The 16,284-nt window shown below is 55.7% G+C and carries 16 protein-coding genes and 1 pseudogene; 6 read left to right on the plus strand and 11 right to left on the minus strand.

Annotated elements, in window-relative coordinates; genetic code table 11:
* Positions 1-102: 102 nt before the first annotated feature.
* The 3 genes from GKIL_RS07360 to GKIL_RS07370 are packed head-to-tail and all read right to left on the minus strand — an operon-like array spanning position 103 to position 2,995.
* The gene (locus GKIL_RS07360) at positions 103-345 is read right to left on the minus strand and encodes a type II toxin-antitoxin system Phd/YefM family antitoxin (RefSeq protein WP_023172864.1); all 243 of its coding nucleotides are present in this window, start codon (positions 343-345) and stop codon (positions 103-105) included.
* 40 nt (positions 346-385) lie between these two features.
* Complete coding sequence (locus GKIL_RS07365) at positions 386-1,915, minus strand: DUF2079 domain-containing protein (RefSeq protein ID WP_023172865.1); 1,530 nt, start codon at positions 1,913-1,915, stop codon at positions 386-388.
* Between the two features lie 27 nt (positions 1,916-1,942).
* Complete coding sequence (locus GKIL_RS07370) at positions 1,943-2,995, minus strand: glycoside hydrolase family 10-like protein (protein ID WP_023172866.1); 1,053 nt, start codon at positions 2,993-2,995, stop codon at positions 1,943-1,945.
* A gap of 78 nt (positions 2,996-3,073) precedes the next feature.
* Between GKIL_RS07370 and GKIL_RS07375 the strand changes: the two are divergent.
* The 3 genes and pseudogenes from GKIL_RS07375 to GKIL_RS07385 form a co-directional block, all read left to right on the plus strand.
* A pseudogene (locus GKIL_RS07375) lies at positions 3,074-3,223 on the plus strand (elongation factor Ts); the annotation flags it as partial.
* Between the two features lie 119 nt (positions 3,224-3,342).
* Positions 3,343-3,519 (plus strand): hypothetical protein, encoded by a 177-nt coding sequence (locus tag GKIL_RS25225; RefSeq protein WP_187293901.1) that lies wholly within the window; start codon positions 3,343-3,345, stop codon positions 3,517-3,519.
* 115 nt (positions 3,520-3,634) lie between these two features.
* The gene (locus GKIL_RS07385) at positions 3,635-4,627 is read left to right on the plus strand and encodes an isopenicillin N synthase family dioxygenase (RefSeq protein ID WP_023172869.1); all 993 of its coding nucleotides are present in this window, start codon (positions 3,635-3,637) and stop codon (positions 4,625-4,627) included.
* A gap of 62 nt (positions 4,628-4,689) precedes the next feature.
* Here GKIL_RS07385 and def read toward each other — a convergent pair whose 3' ends face one another.
* Together def and mreB are read right to left on the minus strand one after the other, a co-directional pair.
* Entirely contained in the window at positions 4,690-5,253 is a 564-nt protein-coding gene (gene def, locus GKIL_RS07390) for a peptide deformylase (RefSeq protein ID WP_023172870.1), read from the minus strand.
* 54 nt (positions 5,254-5,307) lie between these two features.
* Positions 5,308-6,339, minus strand: coding sequence for a rod shape-determining protein (gene mreB / locus GKIL_RS07395; RefSeq protein WP_023172871.1), 1,032 nt, complete (start codon positions 6,337-6,339; stop codon positions 5,308-5,310).
* A gap of 301 nt (positions 6,340-6,640) precedes the next feature.
* Here mreB and yidC point away from each other — a divergent pair, with 301 nt between their 5' ends.
* Genes yidC through GKIL_RS07415 form a run of 3 tightly spaced genes read left to right on the plus strand, consistent with a single transcriptional unit; the run spans position 6,641 to position 8,798 of the window.
* Positions 6,641-7,747: a membrane protein insertase YidC gene (yidC, locus tag GKIL_RS07405; protein ID WP_023172872.1), complete on the plus strand. Its 1,107-nt coding sequence runs from the start codon at positions 6,641-6,643 to the stop codon at positions 7,745-7,747.
* Positions 7,744-8,262 (plus strand): Jag family protein, encoded by a 519-nt coding sequence (locus GKIL_RS07410; protein WP_023172873.1) that lies wholly within the window; start codon positions 7,744-7,746, stop codon positions 8,260-8,262. Before yidC ends, GKIL_RS07410 begins: the two co-directional genes overlap by 4 nt.
* Positions 8,263-8,282: 20 nt before the next feature.
* Positions 8,283-8,798 carry a YceD family protein gene (locus GKIL_RS07415; protein WP_023172874.1) on the plus strand — a complete coding sequence of 172 codons (516 nt, stop codon included), beginning with the start codon at positions 8,283-8,285 and terminating at the stop codon, positions 8,796-8,798.
* Here GKIL_RS07415 and GKIL_RS07420 read toward each other — a convergent pair.
* The 6 genes from GKIL_RS07420 to GKIL_RS24635 all read right to left on the minus strand — a co-directional run bounded on the left by GKIL_RS07420 (position 8,795) and on the right by GKIL_RS24635 (position 16,172).
* Entirely contained in the window at positions 8,795-10,261 is a 1,467-nt protein-coding gene (locus GKIL_RS07420) for an amino acid permease (RefSeq protein ID WP_041244491.1), read from the minus strand. The genes GKIL_RS07415 and GKIL_RS07420 overlap by 4 nt on opposite strands.
* A 161-nt stretch (positions 10,262-10,422) precedes the next feature.
* Complete coding sequence (locus GKIL_RS07425; RefSeq protein WP_023172876.1) at positions 10,423-10,710, minus strand: hypothetical protein; 288 nt, start codon at positions 10,708-10,710, stop codon at positions 10,423-10,425.
* 157 nt (positions 10,711-10,867) lie between these two features.
* On the minus strand, positions 10,868-12,988 hold the full coding sequence (locus GKIL_RS07430) for a matrixin family metalloprotease (RefSeq protein ID WP_023172877.1): 2,121 nt from the start codon (positions 12,986-12,988) through the stop codon (positions 10,868-10,870).
* Positions 12,981-14,081 (minus strand): TIGR03032 family protein, encoded by a 1,101-nt coding sequence (locus tag GKIL_RS23480; RefSeq protein WP_187293902.1) that lies wholly within the window; start codon positions 14,079-14,081, stop codon positions 12,981-12,983. Before GKIL_RS23480 ends, GKIL_RS07430 begins: the two co-directional genes overlap by 8 nt.
* Positions 14,082-14,562: 481 nt before the next feature.
* Positions 14,563-15,321, minus strand: coding sequence for a hypothetical protein (locus tag GKIL_RS24630; protein ID WP_023172879.1), 759 nt, complete (start codon positions 15,319-15,321; stop codon positions 14,563-14,565).
* A gap of 20 nt (positions 15,322-15,341) precedes the next feature.
* Entirely contained in the window at positions 15,342-16,172 is an 831-nt protein-coding gene (locus tag GKIL_RS24635; RefSeq protein WP_023172880.1) for a hypothetical protein, read from the minus strand.
* Positions 16,173-16,284: the final 112 nt, after the last annotated feature.

Below are 16,284 nucleotides of genomic sequence, written 5' to 3' on the forward strand. Positions count from 1 at the left end.
AGCGGTTCAGCTCAGAGGCGTCCCTGATAGCCTTGAGCGCGTTTGAGGTTATTTTGACCGAGCATCAGCCGTAAGAAAACATAGGTATCCAGCAGATACGCCTCAGTCATGTTCGGCGTTCCATGACTCTTCGATCGGTGTCTCGATGTCACCCTGGATAATGCCGGTACCAGCCATAAACCCGAAGACGGATGGTGCTTGTACCATGAAGGGAACCAGCTTCGCTACCGGCTTGCCTCGTTTGGTGATAATCACCTCTGTGCGCTGCTGCTCGACTTGATCCATTAATTTCAGGCATTGTGCCTTGAAATCTGCAGCAGAAATTTCTCTAGGCAAGTGTGTCATCCGCAACTCTCTATACAGTCACGCGCCTACAGTTATATTGCTACTTTGAGTGCTTTATGAAAAGGGCGATCCGGTTCTTTGCATACACCTGCTTGAAGTGCGGCTCGGTGCGGAGCTTGTTCTGCAGGGCGATAAGATAGGGCGCGTCGCATTCGGTGCCGGGATTGAGCAGATCTAGAAGCACGTAGCGGTACGCGGGCAGCAAGGCCAGATCGAGGGGCGTGGTTTTGCGGAACATCTCGATCGTGCGCCGCTCGCTCAAGTGAGGAGCGATGTCCGAAGTCGTGAGCACGCCTCCGGTCGCATCTACCAGGGCAATCGCCTCGCGGATCTGAGCGAGGTTGGCCAGGTGGCTCATCTGGGGACTGAAAAATGAGGTGAAGCGCGCCTGGGTACAAAAGCCAATCACCAGCCAGCCCATCAGGATCTTCGGTGTGATCCGACGGCCCTGCCGGAGCACGAACCCGAGCCAGACCGCGAGGGCCAGCACTGCGAGCACTCGAAATTGGGAGGGCACGACCAGGAGCGCACCTGCGATCGCAAGGGCAATCTGAAGCGGTCGTCCGGTAAGAAATTCGTTGTTCTTCTCGGCTTTGAGGGAGACGACGAACCAGAACAGTAAAAAAGGAAAGATCGGCAACTGGTACTGAAAGCGCAGATCCCGCTGTAGAGGCAGCGAAGAGAGCAGGTTGAGGCCGAGCATCGGCAGGGCGGGTAGAGCGCTCAAGATGAGCCGCCAGCGCAGGGCAACCGCCACGGGCACCAGTAGCGCCACCAGGTACAGCAGGCTCTCCGGCTGCACCAGCCGTACGAGGACGAGAGTGGGTTCGCGCACCAGCCGCAGGACGATCTCCGTTGCCGAGTTGCCCAGATAGCTGTAGCGGCCCAGCGCCTGCATCTGATCGCCGCTGAAGGTGGGTATGACCCACTGACTGGCGAAAACAAACCAGGCAAGTCCGACAGCTGTGAGTGCCACGCCGTAGCGCCGCCGGTTTTTCAGCAGCAGCCAGAGGCCCATCGCCGCCACGGTCAACCCCAGCACTTCCTTGCAGCTGAGTACGAGGAGAGTGGCGATTGTAAGTTGCACAGGCCGCCGGGCCAGGGCCGCCCAGAGCGCCCAGAGAATTGCCGGGAGGGCGATCACCTCCGGATGAAAGTCGAATATAGCGATGTTGAAGAGCGCCGGATAGAGCAGATAGGCGACGGCTGCCACCCGCCGCCAGTGCTCTTCTAACCCGGCCTGGGCCGCCAGCCCATACATCGGCATCGCCCCGAGCGAGAGCGAGAGCGCCTGCACAAAAAAGAGCCAGTAAACGCCCGGCACCAGCCTGTAGAGCAGAGCGAGCGGGTAGAGAACAACTGCTGCGTGGTCGCCCAGGATGTGAAAGCCCATCGTCGTGCTGAAGGGAAACTCGCCCCGGCTGATGAGATACACGCCCTGATCAAAGATGCCCAGATCAAAAAGCCGCGATTGAAAAAGCTCGTGGTGCAGCGCCGCTGAGCCGAAGAGCACGACAAAGCCCAGCGAAACGGCAACAAGTAGAAAGATACCGGGACGGCTCGCGATCACATCCAGTAAGTCGGAGGCAGAGACAGTTCAACTGGGGGCGTAGGGACCGTTTCCCAGCCAGTGGGCCTTGCTGCCCCCGTCGGCGCGCAGACCCTCGTAGAAGAAAAATACCTCCCCCAGGAGTTTTCGGTCGCGGTTGAGGGCGACGCAGCGCAATAGATCCTCCCGGCTCAACTCGGTGCCGTTCGCCTTCAGGGCAATGCCGGGGGCGGTCCGCTCCAGTGCTGCCGAAGAAAGATAACGGCCAAATTTGTCGATCTCTACTTTGTAGGCGCGAAAATTTTCGCGGTACACCTGCGGATGCAACAGATCGAACAACTCCTGCTCGCTCCAGGCTTTGACGTCCTGTAACAGGTGGGTGAGGCTAAAAGGGTACACCGCCGGAGCCAGCGACAGGAGCAGATCCGAGCGCACCGCCTTGATGCACATTCGTAGACGCTCAAGAAAGGCTGTAAGCTCGTCGGCCCGCCACTGCAGCCAGCGGCGCTCCTGGGGATCAAAGGGAACTTCCCGGCCCGTCGCTGCCGCGTATCGCCGGAGCGTGAGCGGGTCGTAGCCGCCTTCTACCGGCAGGCCCGGCAACCGGTCGCAGCCCTGCACGCCCTGCACCGGGTAATTTTCTGCCACTTCCACGATCAGATCGATCAAAAACGCCTGCACCTGTGGGTCAAAAGCGTTCATCCAGGCGAGGCCATTTTTGACCAGCAGTGCCCCACCCCGCTCGCAGGCCCGCCACTCGGGCCGGGCTGCCAGAATATGGCCGCCATCTGCCCTGGCTGCACAGGCAAAACCGTACTCGAACCAGGGAATGACGGTTCGGATACCAGCCCGGCCCGCTTCTTCGATGACTTCCGCCAAAGGATCGCGGCCCTGTTCAGCGTAGAGCGGATCGATCTCGACGCCGAAGTGCTCGCCCATCACCCGGCTTGGATAAAGGGTGAAACCTTTGTTCCAGACCACCGGAAAAACAGCGTTGAAGCCAGCATCCGCCAGCAGCTGCATCGCCTCGACGATCGCCTGCCGTGAGTGTAGAACGGCGCTGCCGACGTTCGTGAGCCAGACCCCGCGCAGAGCGCTCACCGGAGCAAACCCGCCTTGAAATCTTTTTGTAGTATTTTTGAAATATATTTTCGCACGGGACAGATCGGCGTGGTGGCAGGGACGGTGGGCGCTTACATCCATACCCATGGTCGCATCGGCGTGCTGGTGGAGGTCAACTGTCAGACCGACTTTGTTGCCAAGGGCGAAGAGTTCCAGCAACTGGTCAAAGACATCGCCATGCAGATTGCCGCCAGCCCCAACGTCGAGTAGGCCGAATTGGCCTGATCGGACTATTCCCCGTCGGAGGAGAGAAGATTCTCCAATTTTGTCTGTTACAATTGATACAGATCAGTCGAATGGTCCTGGATGGACCCGAAGGGATAGCGATGACCGTGCATACGGTATCTCATAACGTGCAGGGATTCTGGCAGCGGCTCGAGCAGTGGTGGGAGACTTCGCGACAAAAAAGTGAGCGCGAGCGTCTACGCATCGAGCAGGAGACCAAAGATTTGCCTTATCTGGTGCGGCGTTGCGTTGAGCGCGAGTACTACGGCAAGCACTAACAGCCATTTCAAGAGCAATAACAACAGCTTGTAAGCGAGGCTGGTTACCAGGCTCTCTGGGGCGAGCCGCACCGGGTCAAAATAGATAGAAGGACCCTGTTGCGAAGGAGCCGTCATGGATGAGCGCTCGGAGCTGCCGGTAATCGATATCGCTGCGCTCGTGGGCGGCCAGGGCAATCGAAGGCAGGTAGCGGCCCAGATCGACCGGGCCTGCCGGCAGTGGGGATTTTTTTACATTACGAATCACGGTGTCAGTGCGGCCCTGGAGCGACAGCTGGAGGAGCAAAGCAGGCTATTTTTCAGCCGTGCTTCGGCGGATAAGCTCAAGATCGCGATGGTCCGGGGCGGTCGGGCCTGGCGGGGTTACTTCGATGTGGGCGGTGAGCTGACCTCCGGCGTGCCGGACTGCAAGGAGGGACTGTACTTTGGCCAGGAACTGCCAGAAGATCATCCGCTGGTGCACTCGGGCACACCCTTGCATGGAGCGAATCTTTTTCCTGACGGGATGCCGCTTTTTCGCTCAGCCGTGCTCGAATACATAACCGCTCTGAGCGAACTGGGCCACGCGCTGATGGCCGGTATCGCCCTTGGGCTGGGCCTCGATGAAACCTACTTTGCCCGGCACTGTACAGGGGAACCGCTGGTGCTCTTTCGCATCTTCAACTATCCGCCTGCCCCGCCGGACGATCATAGTTGGGGCGTAGGCGAACATACGGACTACGGGCTGCTCACCATCCTCAAGCAGGACGATACCGGTGGCCTGCAGGTAAAGTCAGAGGCAGGCGGCTGGCAGCCGGTCGCGCCGATTCCCGGCACCTTCGTGTGCAACATCGGAGACATGCTGGAGTGCATGAGCGGCGGCCTCTATCGCTCGACTCCCCATCGCGTCCTCAATCGCAGTGGTCAGGCCCGGCTCTCGTTTCCGTTTTTCTTCGATCCTGGCTTTTATGCCCGCGTCGGACCGATTGCCGGACTCGCTGCCACCCCCTCAGACGGCCACGAGCGGTGGGATGGTGCGAGCGTACACGACTGGCAGGGCATCTACGGCGATTATGTACTCGCTAAAGTTGGTCGGGTCTTCCCGCAGTTGCAGCAGGCCGTCCTGTAGGAGCGACAGGGCGGCTGCTGAAGATTGATCGGGTAACCCTGTGCGTTGCTCGAAGAAAAAGTTTAGCTGCGCAACTGCACGTCGCGGACTGAAAAGCCCTTTTGTACCAGCTGGGGAGCGAGGGCAATCTGATTTTCGACCCGGTCCACGAACATGATGCCGTCGAGGTGGTCGATCTCGTGCTGGATGCAGCGGGCCAGCAGTCCCGAAGCTTCAAGGCTCATCGGCCTGCCGTTCAAGTCGCGGTAGGTGGCGACGATGCGGGCCGGACGGCGCACATCGGCCCAGACGCTCGGTACGCTCAGGCAGCCTTCTTGATCGACTTCGAGGTCACCGCTGGCCTGTTTGATAGCCGGGTTGACGAGCACCAGCGGTGGCCTGGCAGCGTTTTCGGGGTCGATATCGACGACGATGAGCCGCTTGTTGACGCCCACCTGGGGAGCAGCGAGGCCAATACCGTCGGAGCTGTACATGGTCTGGAGCATCTGGGCCGCCAGTTTGCGCACCTCGTCGTTGATGCCTGAGATCTGTTTGCTGCCCTGGCGCAGCACCCGGTCCCCGAGCGTGTGAATGGTCAGGGGCGGCTTTGCCAGTTTTTGCTTGGGGATCTGCAGTTGGTTTGCCATGTAAAGAAATCGCTCTGTTTCTTTATTATGGCATCGCCAGGATCGCCAGGAACTCTAGACGGCGACGGCCTGGACACTCAAGGCCCGGTTCCACTGGCGCGGGTGTTCGAGAATCTGACCGGTGCCCAGAGCCAGACTTGCCAGGGGCGACTCGGCGATATGCACACAGATGCGCGTCTCGCTTGCGATCAGCTCATCGAGGCCCCGCAGGAGCGCTCCGCCGCCACAGAGCACGATGCCGCGCCGGTAGATGTCGGCGATAAGTTGGGCCGGAGTGTGCTCCAGGGTGCGCCGCACCGCCTGCACGATCGTCTTAATCGGCTCGCGGATGCACTCGCGCACCTCGGCTTCGTGGACGACGAGGGTACGCGGCAGCCCCGAGAGTAGATCCTGACCGCATACCTCGAAGGTTCCGTCCTGCTCGCTGTCGATGGCCGAGGCCAATTCGAGCTTGAGCTGCTCGGCAATGTGCTCGCCTACGATCAGGTCGTAGGTCTTGCGCAGGTACTGGGCAATCACCTCGTTCATCACGTCGCCCGCCACCGGTACCGACTGGGAGACGACGCAGCCCTGGGCACAGAGTACTGCCACCTCGGTGCTGCCGCCGCCGATATCGACGATCATGCTGCCCACGGGTGAGTTGACCGGCAGACCGGCACCAATTGCCGCTGCAAGCGGTTCTTCGATGAGCAGCACCGAGCGCGCTCCTGCCTGGGCCGCCGTCTCAAGCACCGCCCGCCGCTGGACCTCGGTAACGCCACTCGGAATACCGATCACCATGCGGGCCACCGAAGCGGAAGGACCGATTGCCTGACGCACGAAGTGCTTGAGCATGATCGCCGCTGAATCAAAGTCGGTGATCACTCCCTCGCGCAGCGGGCGGGAGAGCACCAGATTTGCCGGGCAGCGGCCCAGCAACTGACAGGCTTCTTCCCCGGCCATCACCAGCTCACCGCCGTCGCGGGCCAGCGCAACAACCGAGGGTTCGGTCAATACGATTCCCTGGCCACTGCGATAAATCAACGTGTTCGCCGAACCGAGGTCTATCCCGACTTCACAGGCCGAGCGGCTAAAGAATCTAAACACAATATTCGTGCCCCTGCGCGCGTTCAGTGGACTGAAGGAATAGTTATGACCTCATTTATTTGAGGGAGAGCAGGATCTAGACGACAGGACAATGCTTACAGACAGCTTATTCTTCCCTCGTCTTTTTGGGTACTCCCTGTTTGGGTTCTCGGGTGGGGATATGTCTTTAGACATAGGCCAAAAGTACCGGTGTTCGCCTTTGGCGGCTGGAGCTGATGCGATGGATTCTGTCAACCAGCCGGTGGAGGACAGTAGAATTGAGGCAGTGTCGCAACACTGCTTCACCATTTTGGGAGCCTGAATGGACTTCGGAGTCGGTTTTCTTACGAACAACGTCATGTTGCCCATCCTGGACTTTCTGTACCGGATAGTCCCCAACTATGGCGTCGGCATCGTGCTGTTGACACTGATCGTCAAGGGACTGCTCTGGCCGCTGGGAGCAGGCTCCATTCGCAACATGCGCAAGATGCAGGTGGTGCAGCCGGAGATGCAGCGCCGCACCAAAGAAATTCAAGAAAAGTACAAAAACGACCCCGAGCGGTTGCGCCAGGAGATGTCGGGCATCTACAAGGAGTACGGCAACCCCTTCGCCGGTTGCCTGCCGCTGGTCGTCCAGATGCCGATTTTGTTTGCGCTCTTTGCCACCCTGCGCGGTTCGCCCTTCGGCGATACAGTGCAGATGACGAACGTGCAGATCAAGCCGACGACCGAGTTGAGTCAGGTGCAGGCCGAGGGCAAGAGCGGTTCCCACACGATCTACCTCAACGAGCAGCGCGAGCGCGCCCAGGTCGTCTTTGAACCGACCTCCGCCAAAGTTCCAGTCGGCCAGTCGCTGCAGTTCAAAGTCGAGAGCAGTGGTGGTCAGCCTTTTACTGCTCTGCCGGTGCGCTACGAAATTGCCTCCGGTGCTGATAAAGCCCGGATCTCAGCCGATGGTCTGTTGACGGCGAGTGCTGTGGGTGATGTCAACGTTCACACCACCGTGCCCGGCATCGCCGCCGAAAAAGGCTTTTTGTTCATCGAGCAGCTCGGTCGCACCGGCATCTCCGGCAAGGACGGCATCCACTGGGACGTGATGATTATGATCGTCCTTTTTGGCATCTCGCTCTATTTTTCCCAGAACTACACCGCCAGCAAAAACCCGAACATGACCGATCAGCAAAAGCAGATCAACAAGATCACCCCTTTTGTCTTCTCGGGGATGTTCGTCTTCTTCCCGCTGCCGGCGGGCGTGCTACTGTACATTTTGTTGTCGAACCTCTTCCAGATTTTGCAGACCTACATTCTCTACCGCGAGCCGCTGCCCGAAAATATTCAGCGCATCGTCGATCAATCCAGGCGCAAAGAAGAGGGCGACAAACCCCTGCCTTTTGAGAACAACAAGACCCGCCGCAAGAAAAAAGCATGATCGAACCTGAGACTGAGACCGAGGAAGCCCGCCGCTGGCTGCAGTCCGTCTTGCAGCTGATGGGTTTGCCCGACGGTATCCAGCTCACCCCAGCCCCCAACGACCCGGCCAGTCTGCCGTGGCTTGAGATCCGCGAGGACGGACTGACCAGCGCCCACAAGGAGCTGTTGCTGGCCCGCGAGGGCGAGGCGCTCGATGCGCTGCAATTTTTGCTCAACACGACGATGCACCTGCAGAGCGACCACAAGCAGGCGTACACGGTCGAGCTGGCCGGTTACCGCCACAAGCGCCACCAGCAACTGAGCGAGATGGCCTGGGAGGCAGCGGCGGCAGTGCGCTCCAGCGGCCAAGAATTTGTCTTTGGGGCGCTCTCAGCGGCGGAGCGCCGTCAGATTCACATGCTGCTGCAGGAGGAGCCGGATCTGGCCACCTACAGCCGGGGCAAGGAACCGGAGCGCCGTCTGGTGGTCCGGCCCCGCACCGACGAGGACGATACGCCTGGAGCGGACGAATAGCCTCTATCTGGGAGGAACACATGATGCTGCGCCCGATCGATCTGCGCGCTTTGGCCACCAGCCCCACCCGCAAAGTCGAGCTGGTAATCGACCAGCCCCTTGCCGGGTTCGAGAGTCTTACACCTGTGCAGGGAGAACTGCAGGTCATCCACCGGGGCGACTTTTTAGAAGTGCGCGGCACGGCCCGCACGATCGTCACCCTCAGCTGCGACCGCTGCTTGAAGCGCTTTAACCACCGGCTGCAGACCGATTTTGAAGAGGTGATCTGGTTGAGCGACGGCGAGGAAGAGTTGCCGCTGGAGCTGGAGGTGACGGCGGCCAACCTCGACGAGTCGATCCCCCGCGACGGCAAACTCGATCCGCTCGATCTCGTCTATCAGCACCTCTGTCTTGAATTGCCGACGCGCAATCTCTGCGACGCCGATTGCCAGGGAGTGGCGCTCAAGGACGCAGACGCCCAGAGCACCGACCAGCGCTGGTCAGCGCTCACCCAGCTTTTGACCCAGTTGGAGTTGAGCGATCCTGAGCGGGGCTAACCGGCTTTGCCGGTGAGCTTGCTGTGCTTGCGCCCGTAGCCGAAGTAGATGGCCAGGCCCAACAACAGCCAGACGAACAGGCGAATCCAGGTATCGCCCGGTAGCCCAATCATCAAAGCAAGGCAGGCGAGGATGCTCGCTATCGGCACAAAGGGCAATCCCGGACAGCGGAAGGGCCGCTCCAGCGTCGGCTGGTTGTAGCGCAAAAAGAGCACCCCGGCGCTGACGACGATAAAGGCGAACAGCGTGCCGATGCTCACCAGTTCGCCCAACAGATCGAGCGGGGCCAGACCGGCGACGATGCCCACAAACACGCCCAATAGCAGTGTCGCCACTGCCGGGGTCTTAAAGCGCGGGTGCAGGTTGCTGAAGAGCGGTGGAATCAGCCCGTCGAGGGACATCGTATAAAAGATGCGCGTCTGGCCGTAGAGCGAGACAAGCATCACCGAAGTGAGTCCGGCGATCGCCCCGATTTTGACCAGGCTCGAAAACCACTGCAGGCCGATGTGATCGACCCCCAGGGCGATCGGATCCGGGACGTTGAGCTTCGTGTAGGGAATGATACCGGTGAGGATGCCCGAGACGAGAATATAGAGGATCGTGCAGATAAATAGCGATCCGAGAATGCCTAACGGCATGTCGCGCTGGGGGTTCTTGGCCTCCTGGGCAGCGGTGGAGACGGCATCGAAGCCGATGTAGGCAAAAAAGAGCACCCCTGCTCCCCGCAGGATGCCAAAAAGTCCGTAGTGCGGCTCTCCCTTGGCATCGACGACCGGGGCCGGGATAAAAGGTGTCCAGTTGGCCGGGTCGATGTGGCCGACGCCGATGGCGATAAAGGCGACGATCACCGTGAGCTTGATAATCACGATTACACCGTTGAAGGCCGCCGACTCGCTCACCCCCACTACCAGCAACAGCGACAGGGCAAGTACGACCAGAAAAGCGGGCAAATTGAACACGCCGTGGCTGAGCACGGCACCGCCCGCGCCTTTGATCTCAGAGCCGAGGGAACTGGTCAGTTGGGGCGGCAGGACAATGCCAAAGTCTTTTAAGAAGCTCACCACGTAGCCCGACCAGCCCACCGCTACCGTCGAGGCGCTGATCGCGTACTCGATAATCAGATCCCAGCCGATGATCCAGGCGACCAGCTCGCCCAAAGTGGCGTAGGCGTAGGTGTAGGCGCTGCCCGCCACCGGGATGAGGGCGGCAAATTCGGTGTAGCAAAGACCGGCAAAGGCGCAGGCGATGCCCCCCAGGACAAAAGAAAGCACGATCGCCGGCCCGGCGTGCTCCGCCGCCGCGTGTCCGGTGAGCACGAAGATGCCAGTGCCGATGATGGCACCGATCCCCAGGCTGATCAGGCTGACGGGGCCGAGGCTGCGCTTGAGGCAATCTTCCTCCGGTCTTTTTTCGACCTGCAGGTCGCTCACGGATTTTTTGAGCAAATATCGACTGAGGGTCAACGCCTTGTCTCCTGGCAGAATGTTAAAACCCATTTAAACATTGCACCCTCCGCGCTGGGGGGCAGCAGCAAAACGTACATTTAGGGCGGCTTGAGCTGCAGGTTTCGATGAGAAAAAACAGGGCAGCCAAACTGGATGCCCTGAAAGCGGTCCAGCAGGGTCTACTGCTGATTCTGGCGGTCGTAGGGGGAGGGCAGATTGAAGGGCCGCCGGAGAATGGGCTGGGCCCGCCAGTCGCGCCGGGGCCCCTCGAAGCGCCAGTCGGGCCGCTGGGGCCCCTCACCGATTGGTCGGCAGAGCATCGTATCGGTGGTCACCAGTTGCCCGCCCCCTGTCACGTGGGGAGGGCGCGGCGTGCAGCGCAGGGGCTGGTCCGGCGAAGTTTGGGCAAGGACGGGAGCGCCGATCAGTAGCGGGGTGACAAGAGCGAGCAGTACGGGGGTTTTCATCCTGTGGTCTCCTGGTGCAAAGCGAAACGGGCAGGCTTGTTGGGCTTTCTTCTTTGTAAAAGCCAGTGTTGAGCAGCGCCTCTATCTGGCGCGCAAACCTGCCTGCGTCAAAGCGCATCGATGCGGCCTGCAGCGACGGCGGGCGAGAATTAAGAGTTCAAGGGCGCTCGGCGGCAGGATAGCGATCGAAGACTTTCTTGAGCGTCTCTACATCCCTCAACGAAGGACCGCTTACCCCAGAGACCGTTGGGTACATAATGTCATCGTCGCTATCACTGTGTCCCCAAAGACCCAGGGCATGGCCCAGTTCGTGGCTGAGGACTTTGCCTGCCAGTCTTGCTTGATCTGCGGTTCTATAGCGCAACGGGTAAGCCAGATTCAGCAGAATTGTTGCCGCCTGATCCGGCATGGCAAGAGTCTCGGAACGGGTCGGACCTTGATTTCCGTCTTGCAAGACAAATACGACCAAAACATCCGCCTCAGTTGGCTGATTCACCTCAACAAACTGGACACGCTTATCCGTCGCATCCTGCCAGCTTCTGGCAGCATCCAGGACAGCCTGATAGAAACGGGGTTCCGGGGCTGGACCAATATAGAGGCGGACAGGGGAACGCGAAAAAGGGGTGATCGCTCGATAGCGCATCCTGGCTGGCCGTTGTTCGTCCATAAACGCCAGGTAGTCTCCTGCTACAACCGGCGGATTCCGAAAAGGAAGTACACCAGGCTTTAGCGGACAATCCTGCAAATGAATCCCCAAGCTGGTAATCCGGTAGCGGTAGTAATTTAGATTATCCCCAGGCAGGGAATCGGAATCCTTTTGAATTGCGAGTGCGTAGGCACAACTGAGCAGGCCCGAACTCCCGGATACCTGCATCTGTGCTGCTTGCTCAATATCAGCCATCGCTACTTCCAATGCCCCTCCTCCCTTCAACAAAGCCTGCCCCATCTGCAGATACACCCAGCCGAGGGCAGCGTGAGCCTGTTGCGAAGGCAAATCAGCCAGCGATGCGCGCAGGTGAGTGGCAGCAACAGACCACTCTTGTCGCCCAATTGCAGCAACAGCCTGGTTGTACAGGCTGAGAGCCTTGGCAGTTCTGATCGCCGCCGATTTTGTGACTGGAGTAAAAGTGGCATCTGTCAAACGAAGACCATCTTCATTGGCTGATTTTCGAAGTGGATTGGGCAGCGCCAACGGTTGCGAAAGGCGGACTCCGACGACTTGATGAGCAAACACTCTAGAGGTATAGGCACGCCGCTGATTGCCGAGATATTTGACAATCACTTCTCTGGTAGGAAGAATTTCCGATTGTGCAACTACCGGCCATTTTTGCTCTCCAATCGTATCGAGGATCAAGCGATGCCCAAAAGGTATAGCAGGCACGAGTCGCCCCTGTACTGGTGTGGCGCGCAACAACAAAGGTACACCATTTTGATCCTCTATATTGCTCAACAACTTGCCGCTAACTGCGCGGGTCTCACTCTGAGGCAACTCAATGTCCGCATTGAGATCGAGAAGAATAGGCAAGAAAGTTTCCGCTGCTATCTGAGTGGGTGCTGTCTGCCAGTCAGGTGTATAGGCTGACAGGTGAACATCACCCTTGACATCCACTCTCAAAGATTGGATAGCCTCAGTGCCTTCTACCAATACTGTCAGCCGCTGGATCCGAGGAGAGCGAACCTCGGCAAAGAGTGCCTGCGCTGTCCTTTGCAGAAATTTTGTGCTAGCGACTGGATCTATCCGTACCAGCAGGGTTCTATCCTGCAGAGCCATTGAGCGAACATGGCCCCAACCGAAGTACTGCTGTACTGCCAGTTCAGGTGAAGCCGGGATAACCTGCAATGTCCGAGTTGCTGCAGGCTGATCGCTAGGGGCAGCAGGCATCATGGGAAGTCGGCCATCCGCCAGAGTTAGGGCTACCTCCAGTTCTTCTTTGCCTCGCAGTACTCGTAGCAGTACCCTCTGGCTTGGCTGGTATCCTTTGAGGGCGGCTTGAATATCAGATTCTTGAGAAACAGGGGTGCCAGCCACCGCGAGCAACACATCTCCGTGACACAACTGCGACTGCTGCGCCTCCTCTGAAATCCAACCAACCAACTGCAAACGACCCGGTTTGCCGTCAAGTGCCGGTAATGGCCGCAGCAGCAATCCCAGAAGGCTGCTGCCACTGGCGTACATTGGGAGTGCGAAAGCAGGTAAAGCCGTCACAAGTACAGCCACCACCGTTAGACTGATTCGCTGCCAAAAAGTTATGAGTTTAGACAAGAGACGTTTAGCCATTTACCTGCTGCACTAGCGGATTAAAAAGGGGCAGGTCAACGAGCTGCTGAAGATCGCCTTTTTGGGAATAGCCGGTGATAAATGGATTGCGAGCATGAGTAATGACCTGAATATCGTACAGTTCGGCGATATTGCTGTGGAATTCAAGCGAAGCCTCCCACGTACCAGTATGAATATTAACTACCTCGACACTACATTTCAGATCTTGAACTTTTTCCTCGATCTGTAGTCCTCCAAAAGTTGACTTCTCACGAATCTTAGAAAGGCCAACGAACGCATAAGGACCGAAAAAAGCAAGTCCGCGCAAAAAACCGGGAAGATAAATCATTGGCTCAAAACCTAGACTATTCACTATTCCCAACTCGCCTGTTCCAGAGGAAAGAACCCATAGTAAATTTTCATACACTCGTGGGGAGTGGGGCATCGAAAGCCCCTCGCAAATGATGCAATTATGTTCAACATCCATAACAATACCGCCCGTGGCTCGGTTCTCGCGCCAGCCCCCCCTGCTATTTGTAGCACCGAGAGCAGTAACATAGCGGATCCTTCCGTCTTCAAGGGCGAGACCATTAAGATGACAGCGATCTTCTCCAGTTAATTCTGTGATAAAGTGTGGCTTCCATAATGGAACGAAACTATGGTCTGAGGAAAGCCCACCTATACAAGAATAGGCGCTACTTACTACGAGCGCCTGCTCATTTGTAAGTAGAACATCATGAGAGGCAATGTTGCCTGTAAAGTATGCTATACGAGGCACGTAAAGTTCATCGTATGATTCTAGAGGATAGTAACTTTTGATAAGATGCTGCGATCGCTTAAAAGAAAGCACCTGATTTTCTGTTGCTAGTAAAAGACCTTGAGAATGGGGGTAGCATCCCATCGCTTTACGATAATTCCGTACATTTGCTGAAACATCTATTCCATTGCTTGAGATTATACAGAGACATCCTGCTTGATAGGTTGTTACTGCTAGCGAAATGCCAAGTTTATGGAGAATTTTCGGGAAACTGAGAGAGTAATCGTAGTCAAATTCAGGTCGTGGCAAAGCATCAGAATCGTCCGCAATCACTCCTTCTATAGTGCCATGCTCCACTATCGCCTCCATATATCACTAGTCACTTGCATTCGACAATTTTTCTTAGGATCTGAATGTACTTTCGGCCTTAACTAGATTGTATGTAGAGAGACGATGGTGCCACGCATGTTTCCTTAAAAGCAGCAAATTTTGCATCATAATTATTAATCATCTACTATGACTAAATCCTAGAAATATTAGAAGAACTCCAGCTATTAGTAGCAAACTGCTAAGTAGTCGTTGGACTGACCATATCTGTTCTGAATACTTCGAGGTGTAAAAGGCACCATGTGTGAAAAGCCAAATTCCTAAAAACACCCTACTTGCTTCAACTCGACCGCTTAAAAGCATGACAAAAGCTGCAACCAATGCCCCTAGTCCTACTAGCCAAATGGAGAACCACACCCATTCGCTCATGTTCGCTTTCCAATGCAATTTTTGAAAACTCTCTTACCACACCTGCTTCCCTTGTAGCACAATGATCGCAGTCAGCAGCATATTAAACGGTTACAAATGGATAGATGCCTGTGCCAGGATCGGCACAAGTATTTATACAATACCACAATGACAGAACAATTATGAGTATACAAAGTGCAACAATTAATGCCGCAAATTTTGGAGAAAAATATATCGACAGGAGTCCGATTAATGAGTTGATAGTATTCACTAAGCCAAGACCCGCCAAACAACTATTGACACATTCCAAAAACCCGTTATTGGGAGCGCCTTGAGCGATATCTGATTTCACTGTTGTTACGTACTGTAGACCTTGGGAGGTAAAGTTCTGGCCGGTCACATCAATTATGGACTGGCCTGCATATACAGTACCGCCCGTAATTGCTCCATTCGAATCCATAGTTGCTATTGCAAACAGTACACCATTTTGAGCGATTGTAAAATACGTATCAGAATTAGTCTTGCTATAGTAGTATGTTAAACTTCCTAAAGGAGCCTGAGTCGTACCATCAAAAAGAGCAATGTAAAAGCTGCTGTTCGGATTGTTAACATCCGCTGGAATGCCAACAAATACATTGGAATCAATGCCAAGTACAACTGCATTGGTGAAATTCCCTCCTACAGCACTCGCGTATTCGGGGAAACCACATGTAGATTGGCTAAGCTGTATAAATAGTGTTGCAGTAGATTCTGAAACTGTCGATAGCGTCGCTGTCTGAGCAGCAACTGGTGGCAGATTTGCAAAAGGCATGCATGCAGCTAGCAAAGTAGCTAGCATTTCTATAGTTTCTCTTCTCTTCATTTTGATGCTCCGTTGATTTACTAATCGCTTGATAGTTTCAAAGCTTGAATGGCTCTTTTAGTTTGTTGGAGTGCAAGCATCCTATAACCATGAAAATCCGTGCTATCCTTCGTCGCTAAATACTCCCGATCCTTCTTTAGATCGTTTAGTACCTGTTCTATACTTGGTTTGCTTCGTGGTTCTGCAGTGTAAGATTGAAAAGATTGCTTGACAATTCGCAGTCCATTTTCCATGTTTACGATTGCAGTAGCAACATGTATTAAAGCTTTTTTCTGACTGTTATTTAATAGTTCACCTAGCGTTTGTAAATCAGCACGGCACTGGCGCAAGTTGTCAACAGCTAAGAGAAAATTTGGATTAACTGTTGTCCTTTTTACAGCCGGTAATGCTGAAAGCTCACTACTTATTAATCGCTCCATATTCAATATCGCAAATTTGACATTCTTTTGCGCTTGGGCGACTTCTCGAACAGGATCTGGCCGACTAGCAGAACCGAGCTTTTGTCGGACGCGCTGTAGATTATGCAGTGCTGCCTTAGCATAAGGGTCAACGTTCCCATTAACAACTGGTTCTGGTGAGGCTGAACTAGGAATAACTAGTGAAATATTCCCTGAAGATTTCAGTACCTGCTCAAGATTACGGATTGCAAAGTTAATATTCTGCAAAGCGAACACGCGCAGCCCTTGGTATTCATCCTTAATGTTTACAACATTAATTCGAGCCTGTCGCAATATAGTCAGCGCAGCTTGCATATTAGATGTGCTTGCAGCTCTTACAGGATTACTGGATCCACTTACAAGAAGCGCGCTTGCTGCCGCCAATGAAACACAAATTTGCTTACGAATATTCATCGCAGTCCCTCTTTTGCGGATCAGTATTATTGTTTGTCTTTGCCTTAGGCTACGTCTACTGAGTGAGGTCAGAGAATAGCGCTAGTCAACCTATGCTCAAATGAACTAAATC

It is taken from the genome of Gloeobacter kilaueensis JS1, from assembly GCF_000484535.1.
GTDB lineage: Bacteria > Cyanobacteriota > Cyanobacteriia > Gloeobacterales > Gloeobacteraceae > Gloeobacter > Gloeobacter kilaueensis.